10 protein-coding genes and 2 pseudogenes are annotated in these 8,223 nt (G+C 58.5%); 8 read left to right on the forward strand and 4 right to left on the reverse strand.

The genetic code is table 11. From position 1 onward, the window contains the following. Positions 1-264: 264 nt before the first annotated feature. The 5 genes and pseudogenes from C5748_RS10880 to C5748_RS10900 all read left to right on the forward strand — a co-directional run bounded on the left by C5748_RS10880 (position 265) and on the right by C5748_RS10900 (position 4,845). A complete protein-coding gene (locus tag C5748_RS10880) occupies positions 265-1,017 on the forward strand; it encodes an SDR family NAD(P)-dependent oxidoreductase (RefSeq protein WP_105741948.1) in 753 nt (250 codons plus the stop codon). A 159-nt stretch (positions 1,018-1,176) separates the two neighbouring features. Further along, a pseudogene (locus C5748_RS10885) lies at positions 1,177-1,676 on the forward strand (type IV secretory system conjugative DNA transfer family protein); the annotation flags it as partial. A gap of 95 nt (positions 1,677-1,771) precedes the next feature. Then, positions 1,772-2,503 (forward strand): RES family NAD+ phosphorylase, encoded by a 732-nt coding sequence (locus C5748_RS10890; protein WP_280953478.1) that lies wholly within the window; start codon positions 1,772-1,774, stop codon positions 2,501-2,503. 105 nt (positions 2,504-2,608) lie between these two features. Beyond that, positions 2,609-3,853: an MFS transporter gene (locus C5748_RS10895; RefSeq protein WP_105741950.1), complete on the forward strand. Its 1,245-nt coding sequence runs from the start codon at positions 2,609-2,611 to the stop codon at positions 3,851-3,853. A 260-nt stretch (positions 3,854-4,113) separates the two neighbouring features. Continuing rightward, positions 4,114-4,845, forward strand: coding sequence for a spermidine synthase family protein (locus tag C5748_RS10900; RefSeq protein ID WP_105741983.1), 732 nt, complete (start codon positions 4,114-4,116; stop codon positions 4,843-4,845). Between the two features lie 26 nt (positions 4,846-4,871). Here C5748_RS10900 and C5748_RS10905 read toward each other — a convergent pair whose 3' ends face one another. Beyond that, on the reverse strand, positions 4,872-5,774 hold the full coding sequence (locus C5748_RS10905) for a GDSL-type esterase/lipase family protein (RefSeq protein ID WP_342588355.1): 903 nt from the start codon (positions 5,772-5,774) through the stop codon (positions 4,872-4,874). Here C5748_RS10905 and C5748_RS10910 point away from each other — a divergent pair. Continuing rightward, positions 5,695-5,904: an SPOR domain-containing protein gene (locus C5748_RS10910; protein WP_105741952.1), complete on the forward strand. Its 210-nt coding sequence runs from the start codon at positions 5,695-5,697 to the stop codon at positions 5,902-5,904. The genes C5748_RS10905 and C5748_RS10910 overlap by 80 nt on opposite strands. 175 nt (positions 5,905-6,079) lie before the next feature. Here the strand turns inward: C5748_RS10910 and C5748_RS10915 are convergent, their stop codons facing one another. Further along, positions 6,080-6,409 (reverse strand): antibiotic biosynthesis monooxygenase family protein, encoded by a 330-nt coding sequence (locus tag C5748_RS10915; RefSeq protein ID WP_105741953.1) that lies wholly within the window; start codon positions 6,407-6,409, stop codon positions 6,080-6,082. Positions 6,410-6,610: 201 nt separating this feature from the next. On the opposite strand from C5748_RS10915, the gene C5748_RS10920 reads away from it, so the two are divergent. Further along, on the forward strand, positions 6,611-6,835 hold the full coding sequence (locus C5748_RS10920) for a hypothetical protein (protein ID WP_105741954.1): 225 nt from the start codon (positions 6,611-6,613) through the stop codon (positions 6,833-6,835). Between the two features lie 124 nt (positions 6,836-6,959). On the opposite strand, the gene C5748_RS10925 is transcribed toward C5748_RS10920, so the two are convergent. Then, entirely contained in the window at positions 6,960-7,382 is a 423-nt protein-coding gene (locus C5748_RS10925) for a response regulator (protein ID WP_105741955.1), read from the reverse strand. A 214-nt stretch (positions 7,383-7,596) separates the two neighbouring features. Continuing rightward, positions 7,597-7,821: a hypothetical protein gene (locus tag C5748_RS10930; protein WP_245429004.1), complete on the reverse strand. Its 225-nt coding sequence runs from the start codon at positions 7,819-7,821 to the stop codon at positions 7,597-7,599. A 33-nt stretch (positions 7,822-7,854) separates the two neighbouring features. Between C5748_RS10930 and C5748_RS10935 the strand changes: the two are divergent. Continuing rightward, positions 7,855-8,022: pseudogene (locus C5748_RS10935) on the forward strand (DUF3363 domain-containing protein); the annotation flags it as partial. Between the last annotated feature and the right edge of the window lie 201 nt (positions 8,023-8,223).

Below are 8,223 nucleotides of genomic sequence, written 5' to 3' on the forward strand. Positions count from 1 at the left end.
CCCGGCAAGACTGGGCTGCGCTCCTCAAGGAGAATGGGAAACCGGGAGCCGAACGCCACTCTGTGACCGAAGCCGGAAAGCGGCATCAGGGTCACGCATTGGAGACTGGTTCAAGAACCGAAGGACAGCCAAACGCGATCTGTCCGACGGAAAGAGAGACTTTGCCGACCGGCGCCAATGCCGGTCAAAACATAACCGAACCCAGGGAAAAGCCGCCAAATGAAGGCGTTTTTTGCCCCTTGAGTTCTTTCATTGGAGACGGACATGAAGAGACTTGAAGGCAAGACGGCCATCGTCACCGGTGCGTCGAAAGGGATCGGCGCAGGGATCGCCAGAGAACTGGCGGCAGAGGGCGCACGGGTAGTGGTCAACTACGCCTCCAGCCGCAAGGGGGCCGACGATGTCGTGGCGGCGATCACCGAGGCTGGAGGACAGGCCATTGCCGTCCAGGCAAGCGTCGCAAACGGCGAGGACGTGAAGCGCTTGTTTGCGGAGACTTTGTCGGCCTTCGGTCGGCTCGATATCCTCGTGAACAACGCCGCCGTCTACGGCCAGACGGCGCTCGACGCCATCACCGTCGAGGAGTTTCGCCGCCAGTTCGACACCAACGTTCTCGGTGTCATCCAGACCATCCAGGAGGCGGCCCGGCACTTCGGACCGTCCGGCGGCAGCATTGTCAACATCGGCTCCATCGACAGCGTCCGCGCGGTTCCGGGCATGGCGGTCTATTCCGCCACCAAGGGTGCACTGGACTGCCTGACGCGTGCCTTTGCGGCCGAACTTGGATCTCGCGGCATTCGCGTCAACACCCTCGCGCCGGGAGGCACGCATACCGAAGGCATCGAGAGCGTCGGCTTCATCGGGAGCCCCTTCGAGAAGGACATGATCGAGAAGACACCGCTCGGCAGGCTTGGCCAGCCGCAGGACATCGCCAAGGCCGCAGCCTTTCTCGCCTCGGACGACGCGGCATGGATTACCGGCGACCGGCTTGTGGCGTCCGGCGGCTTCTACGGTTGAAAGTTGCGGAAGAGCGCGCCAAGCGCCTGCACTGACGTGATCCATCCTATTTATACGCTATAGTGTCCGGCAGCCCTCCGGCTTCATCTTTCCTGTTGCCTCTCGCACAACTGCCTGTTCTCTGATCGGCTCCGTCTCTTTTGCCGATTGGGAGCCTGTATGCGTGGAGGCCGAATACTCTGGGGTCAGATTGCCGTCGTCTTCACCATTGTTCTGGTGATGGTGTGGGTCGCGACGTCGCGACGCAATGGACGGCGTGGCGGCTCGGCTTCCAGCCCCAGCTTGGTAATCCGTGGTTCGAGCTGGCTGGCTGGCCGGTCTACTATCCGCCGGCCTTCTTCTGGTGGTGGTTTTCCTTCGACGCCTATGCGCCCGCGATCTTCGTCGAAGGCGCAATCATCGCGGCATCGGGTGGCTTCATCGCCATCGCGGCCGCCATCATGATGTCGATCATCCGGGCGCGGGAAGCCCGTAACGTTGCCACCTACGGATCGGCGCGATGGGCTGAGGACAGGGAAATCCGTGCTGCTGGCCTGGTCGGTCCCGATGGTGTCGTGCTCGGTCGATACGACCGCGACTATCTGCGCCATGATGGCCCGGAGCATGTGCTGTGCTTTGCGCCGACCCGAAGCGGCAAGGGCGTCGGCTCACGGACACCAATCGCGCCGGCTGAGTGCAAGAACGCCAATCGTGCCCGCCGGAGGACCCGCTCTCGTGGGGATGGCAAAATGAGAGCGATGGCCATATCGATATGATGAGTCAGTTCAGCACAGCCGACGCCTTCTGGAGCTTCACACAGGAGATCGCGCTCCAAAGCAGATATCTTCGCTCGGCCGACGTTGAGAATTTTCTGAACGCCGTGGCGCGGACGTGTCACGGCCGCAGAAGGTTGATCGACAAAGGGACCATATTCTGGCGCGCGCAGGTCGGTCATGACTGGGTTGTCGATCCGGAACAAGGAGGGCGCGTTCGCGGTCCACATTCGGAAAGCCGCATGAAGCCGCTGCAGGATCGAGCCTACGAGGGTCGGGTCAATCCGAAGGGAATCCCGTGCCTCTATTTCGCCACGACGCGCGAGGCTGCCATGTCGGAAGTGAGGCCGTGGATCGGCTCGGTGGTCTCGGTTGCCCGCTTCCGGACGGTCCGCGATGTGGCGGCGGTGGATTGCTCGGTGCTTCATGGCGCTGAACTGGAGCGCAGCGGTGACCTATCACCAGACGAAATCGAACGGATCGTATGGGCGAACATCGATCATGCCTTTTCTCGTCCTGTCACCCGGAGCGACAACACCGCCGAGTACGCAGCCACGCAGATCCTTGCGGAAGTGTTCCAGAAGCAGGACTTCGACGGTGTCGTCTACAAGAGCGCCTTCTCGGCTGAAGGCTACAACGTCGCGTTCTTCGATCTCTCATGTGCGGAACAGATTGAATCGTCGCTGTTCCAGGTCGAAAGCGCCAAATTCTCGTTCAAGGAGATCGATGGCTGAGATTGCCATGTTCAACGGTCCGTAAACCCCGCGGAGAGCTTGATCTCGCATTGCAAGCAGCACCGGTGGTTCCGCGTATAGCTGCTCCCAAAAGGAAAGAATACAATGACAGAACGCCCGCCTGCGCCGTCAGGCTTGGTGATCGCGGCCGTGGTGATGACGATGTCGTCGGCATTCGGCCAGACCTATTTCATAGCCATCTTCGCCCCGCAGTTGAAGGCCGAGCTCGGTCTGACGGACGGCGGTTTCGGAAGCCTCTACGCAATCGCTACGATCGCCAGCGCGGCGATCTTGATCTGGGGCGGCAAGATCGCGGACCGCTATCGTATCCGATGGCTGGCCGTCCTCGCGATCCTGGCGCTCGCAGGCATGTGCGTGGCCATGTCCGGCGTGTCTGCAGCCTGGATGCTGTTGCCGGTGCTGTTCGGTCTGCGGCTCTTCGGACAGGGTTCGATGGGCCAACTCGCAATAACCGGTGTGGGTCGCTGGTACCATCTCAGGCGCGGCAAGATGATGTCGCTTGCCGTTCTCGGCTTTCCTGCCAGCGAGGCCGTGATGCCGTTTGCGGCCGTAACGATGATTGGCGCGTATGGCTGGCGGGAGACCTGGCTTGCCGCGGCGGGAATCCTTGTTTTGGTGTCGATACCGCTTGTCGTCTTCCTGCTGCGGCGGGAACCGGCGGTCGCGGCGGGCGAGGCGACGGATGCTTCCGCATTCGAAGCGCGGCGGGAATGGACCCGGGCAGAGGTTATCCGCAAGCCGGAGTTCTTCGCTGTCGTTTCGGGGATCGTCGTTCCGTCCTTCGCCATGACAGGCATCTTCTTTCATCAGGCGCATCTGGTCGAGGTGAAAGGCTGGAGCCTCGCCTGGTTCGCCGGCTGGTTTCCGGTCTATGCCGGGGCGAGCGTTCTCATGGCGCTGCTGACCGGGTGGCTGGTTGACCGGTACGCGGCGCGCCGGTTCCTTCCATTCTTTTTGATCCCGATGGCATTGGGGATCAGTGTTCTCGCCTTTTCAAGTTCGCCCTATGTGGTTCCCGCGTTCATGTTGCTTTGTGCGATCACCAACGGGAGCGCGTCCACGTTGCTTGGCGCGCTTTGGGCAGAGTTATTCGGCACGCGGCATCTGGGAGCGATCCGCTCCGTTGCGTTCGCCGGCCAGGTCTTCGCTTCCGCCCTGGCCCCTGGGCTGATGGGGCTGCTGCTCGATCTCGACGTTAGCATCGAAACCCAATACTCGGGGATGGTTGCTTATGCGGTGATCTCGGCTGTGTGCCTCTGGTTGCTGCTCCCACGCTTGAATCGAATTGCCGATGACGGTCCTACGGTCGGCCACGTGGTGGTCAAGTGAGGATGGAGGAACGGACGATATAGAAAGCCGACGGAATCGGTGCAGCCTTAAGTGAGCTGCGAATCTCAGCCGAAAGCTTGCGGAAGTGCTCGACGTCGATCGGAAGGAAATGCCGTTGCTGGCTTTTCGCGAGGATCTGTGGGAGACCATCGGACGATTTCCACCGGAACCCTCGGAACCACGGCCGGTTCGCGGCCGATGGCAATCACGAGCATACCGATCGCTCCAATTCGCTGCTCCCCAACAAAGAAAGCTATCGCTTGAGCCCGCTTTTCGCAGAACTCGACTACCAGGTTACCCCATTCGGGACGCTCGTGCTGCGCCGCCGCCGCGATCTCACCACCGGTGACGACATCTACGAGATCAAGCTGAACGACGAGTTCCTGATGTCATCCAAGTTCACCGCGTCCGAGCAGGTGCTCGGCAGGGTCGCACTGGAGGGCCTGCCGGGGAATGACCTGCGGATCGCCGTCGGCGGGCTTGGGCTCGGCTACACGGCGGTCGCCGCGCTCGAAAATCCGAAGGTGCGCTCGATGCTCGTCATCGATGCTCTGGGGCCGGTCATCGAATGGCACCAGTCAGGGCTGCTGCCTCTGGGAAAAGTGCTCGCCGCAGACAAACGATGCCGGCTTGTTCAAGGCGATTTCTTCGCGATGGCGGCGTCCCCCGAGACCGGTTTCGACCCGCTGAATCCCGGTTCGCGGTTTGATGCCATCCTGCTCGATATCGACCACTCGCCACACGAAGTGCTCAAGCCGTCGAACGCGGCGCTCTATACCTTTGAGGGCCTGAAGAAACTTAGCGAGCACCTGCTTGCCGGCGGTGTCTTTGCGCTCTGGTCCAACAATCAGGAAGACGCCGCCTTCACCGCCGTGCTGGGGGCCGCGTTCGGCGAAGCGCGCGCCGAAGCCGTGGTGTTCGACAATCCTCTGCAAGGTCGCGAGGCGCGGCAGTGCATCTATCTCGCTCGCAAGGCCGGAGGCGCTGGTTAAGTCTCTCCGACGTTGCCGCATCGCCACTATTTCTTCACACCAGATCGAACAGAATTATAATACTGCGTTTGATAAAGATGGTTGGCAGCAAACAAGTGACCTTGATATGTCCAGTGACCGTCGCATGGGATATAATAGTTATCCCATTTGGTGCTTCTTATACTTGCAAGTAGATCGATATGATCAAAGCCAAGTTCTTTCGATAGCTGGGTGATGCGCCGATTAAGAGGCGACAGCCCCCTTTCTTCATTGGAGCGCATTATATCGGCCGAGCGAGGTATGGTCACAACCATTATCCTGCGATCGCCCGCCGCTTGTCGTATTTTCCGCGCAGCGAATGCCAGCCTGCCGAACTGTTCATCGTCAAAGTCGAAATAATTCGATGGCGTCTTTGTGGAAGGCGTTCGCGTCACCTCAGTTTCGTGACTAAGCCAGTCAAAAAGGCCACGATAATAATAATAGGCGCGCGCGGTCATCCAAAACTCGACTGAGATATTCCTGCGGAAAATAGCCCAGCGCGTCGCCTCTTCAAAACCCCCGGCGGGATAAACGACATCGTACGTATCGGATTTGTCATTCCTGACGAGATACGGACGCCAACGCGCGCCTTCTTCCAGCCTTGATGCAGTCGGCGTATCATCCGCAAAATCATTTGCAGGCAGGATCATCCAGATAACCGCATCGTGGTCAAATCTGCTGGCTAGCTTCTCGTAGAGAATATAGGCCTGAGTCGTGCCAAAATTCCCGGCAGTGCCGAAGTTCAGATGCGGAATCTTTGTTCGCGTTTCAAGGATGTTGGTCATTCGTTCGTGATCTGCAACGCCCCATCCTTCAACGAAGCTGTCGCCAATGACGACGACACGGGAGCCATTGCTCGACCGAGCGAAAGCTGATCTGGATGGCTTGCTTGCCGCCGTACAGCCCGCAATCGTTGAGTACCGGGATGGAAGCAGCCGAATGTATCGAGCCCGCTTTGTTGGGTTCGATGGAAAGTCCAGCGCGTGGTCGGCATGCAGATCGTTAAAACGGAAGGGTTACGGGTGCTGGGCGATGCAGTAAATTGCGCTATGCTCTCGTTCGTGCGTGCACTGGCAGGCAATAGGGAGAGGCAAACCTAGCCGCGTGCATGTCGGTCGTGTCTATCGCGTCGTGGAGTGGGTTTGGGGGACGCGATGCGGCGCCATTCAAGGGGAATGCGCGGTACATATAGCCCACAAAACAGGAGCCCCTTTTCTCAGGATCTCTGGTAATTCACGAGAGCGGAATAGCTGAAGGGCGAGACCTTGATGCCCAATACGGCCCAAGTCGCTTTTTGATCAATTCCCCGTTCCGCTAGTTGCAACCGGAGTCGGTCCCGCGCCCTGTCCAATGCTTCTTCCGAGGCCCAGCGGGCGATGTTCACGAAACGGTAGAGCGCGTTGTCTTCGGACGCCTGATAGAGCGTGCCTTCGATCAGCCCGTCTTGCTGCGTCATGAATGCGTTGCTTTCTTGCCAATCCAACAGAAATCGCTCGGCGTGCATCTCGGGCACTTCGAACAGTACGATAGTCGTGATTTCACTCATGAGAATCCTCCGATAGCAACCACACACCTTTTAACACAGGCAGATCGGCGTCAGAGCGGAAATCCAAGCGAGACAAAGCGGGAATATATGCAAGTGACTGTGCTTCACACGCCGGGGAAAGGCCGACTATTCAGACCATCTACTACGCGAGATCAGATTGTGCTAATCATAGAATTCCGGTCATGTTCTTGAGAACGGAAAATGTCAGATCAGACGAAGGAAATAGAAAGCACCTTGCTTCGGCTCGCCCACCATTATGAAAAGGCGAACGACCTTTTCAAGGCTGTCCGCAAGGCTCATCCTGAGGCGAGTAGAAAACAGATCGTCCTTGCGGCGCTATCAGCAATGATTGATCGGTGCGAGACCAATGATACTGTTACAAAAAAGCTCCACACGCTGGCCGTCAGAGAACGTGGCGTGGAATAAATCTGGATTTCGGACTGCTTCCCTCAAGGATCTTTCCCTACCATCTATGTGGGATATGCGCCGTAGTTCCTGGCTGTATTCGATCGTCAGATTCGCGCGCACCAAGGGTGCGGCAAAAGCAATCTCATTCCAGTCCGTCGGCCGCTTTAGGAATAACGATTTGCGGGGTCACTCCTTGATGGATCAGGGTGATGATGGTCTCAGGCAGATAAGGCTTGGTGATGAAAGCAGCGCTTTCAGGCAGATCATTGGCAGTTTCTCGATGCAGCCCGGACGTGACCACCACGGCAATGCCCGGCCAGTTTTTATGGATCATTTTCGCCAATTCGACGCCATTTAACGAACCCGGCATGTGGACGTCGGTGAATACCGCGTGCACGTCCGCGCGCGAACTAAGAATTTCAACCGCTTCGTCGGCATTAGCCGCCTCGTAGACTTTGAAGCCCGCCCGCATCAGAAAATCGGTAGCGGAGATGCGCACCAGCGGCTCGTCTTCGACCACAAGAACGGTGAGGTGTGGGGTGGTAGGTGAGCTTTGATCCGTCAAGTGGAGTCCCCATGAACCCGCTGGAAACGTTTGTTCATGTGATTTGTTCCACGCAATGATACCCGATCAGTATAGCGTAAAGTCGAACGCACGCTTTACTGGCTGTCGCTGGCCAGCATATTCTGTCCGGCGGCTCTGATACGGCTGGTGCAAAATGTTTCCGACTGGCAACCGCTTACGATAGTTCAGACCAAGTGTCGGATTTTCGTGGTTGTCAGATGGATACTTCCAGTGAATGTCGGTATCGGTAGTTGCGCGCCCCCGCAACCACTGATACCGACACTCCCGTGGCCAAAGCCGCGGGAGTTTTTGTTTTTGTAGATTTGCCAAGGGCTTGCCGCTCCGTCCATTCCAGGATGGTGCGCAATTCGCCGTGCAGCGTCGCGAAAATCTCGCCCCGTTCCGGTCCTGGCGTCAGCACGATCTTCTCGATCAGCATCCGCAGGGCTTCCGCCGCGCAGCCTGCGTCCCAGTGCAGCTATCGAGCGGCAAGTTCGCCGTGGTCGAGCAGAGCCACGAGTTCACCCTTGTTCCGTGGCGGCCGGTCATCGACCGTCAGCTTGGCCGCGAGGTGATAGCTATTGTGCAAGGCGGCTCCGTATCATGGCAATTGGGTCGCCAGAGAGGAATAGCCCTGTAGCGCCGATTGGAAGGCGCCTTGGTCGAAATTCTCGTGCGCTTTTGCACCCGTCGGTGGATGCCGACTACAAGCAACTCGATGTCTGACATACCCGGCAAGAAGATTGGACGATGATTGTGCCTGGCTCTCTTCAAACGCGCATTAGCCAATCGACAAAGGTACTGCCGGCGGCGACGTGGGCATTGGGGCCATTGACATAGG

Source organism: Phyllobacterium phragmitis (assembly GCF_002980495.1).
In the GTDB taxonomy this organism is placed as follows: domain Bacteria; phylum Pseudomonadota; class Alphaproteobacteria; order Rhizobiales; family Rhizobiaceae; genus Paramesorhizobium; species Paramesorhizobium phragmitis.

Bases quoted from the DNA above. Each gene is read 5' to 3' on its own strand.
- C5748_RS10880 (WP_105741948.1), top strand. From the start codon at position 265: ATGAAGAGACTTGAAGGCAAGACGGCCATCGTCACCGGTGCGTCGAAA.
- C5748_RS10890 (WP_280953478.1), top strand. From the start codon at position 1,772: ATGAGTCAGTTCAGCACAGCCGACGCCTTCTGGAGCTTCACACAGGAG.
- C5748_RS10895 (WP_105741950.1), top strand. From the start codon at position 2,609: ATGACAGAACGCCCGCCTGCGCCGTCAGGCTTGGTGATCGCGGCCGTG.
- C5748_RS10910 (WP_105741952.1), top strand. From the start codon at position 5,695: ATGACGACGACACGGGAGCCATTGCTCGACCGAGCGAAAGCTGATCTG.
- C5748_RS10915 (WP_105741953.1), bottom strand. From the start codon at position 6,409: ATGAGTGAAATCACGACTATCGTACTGTTCGAAGTGCCCGAGATGCAC.
- C5748_RS10920 (WP_105741954.1), top strand. From the start codon at position 6,611: ATGTCAGATCAGACGAAGGAAATAGAAAGCACCTTGCTTCGGCTCGCC.
- C5748_RS10930 (WP_245429004.1), bottom strand. From the start codon at position 7,821: ATGCTGATCGAGAAGATCGTGCTGACGCCAGGACCGGAACGGGGCGAG.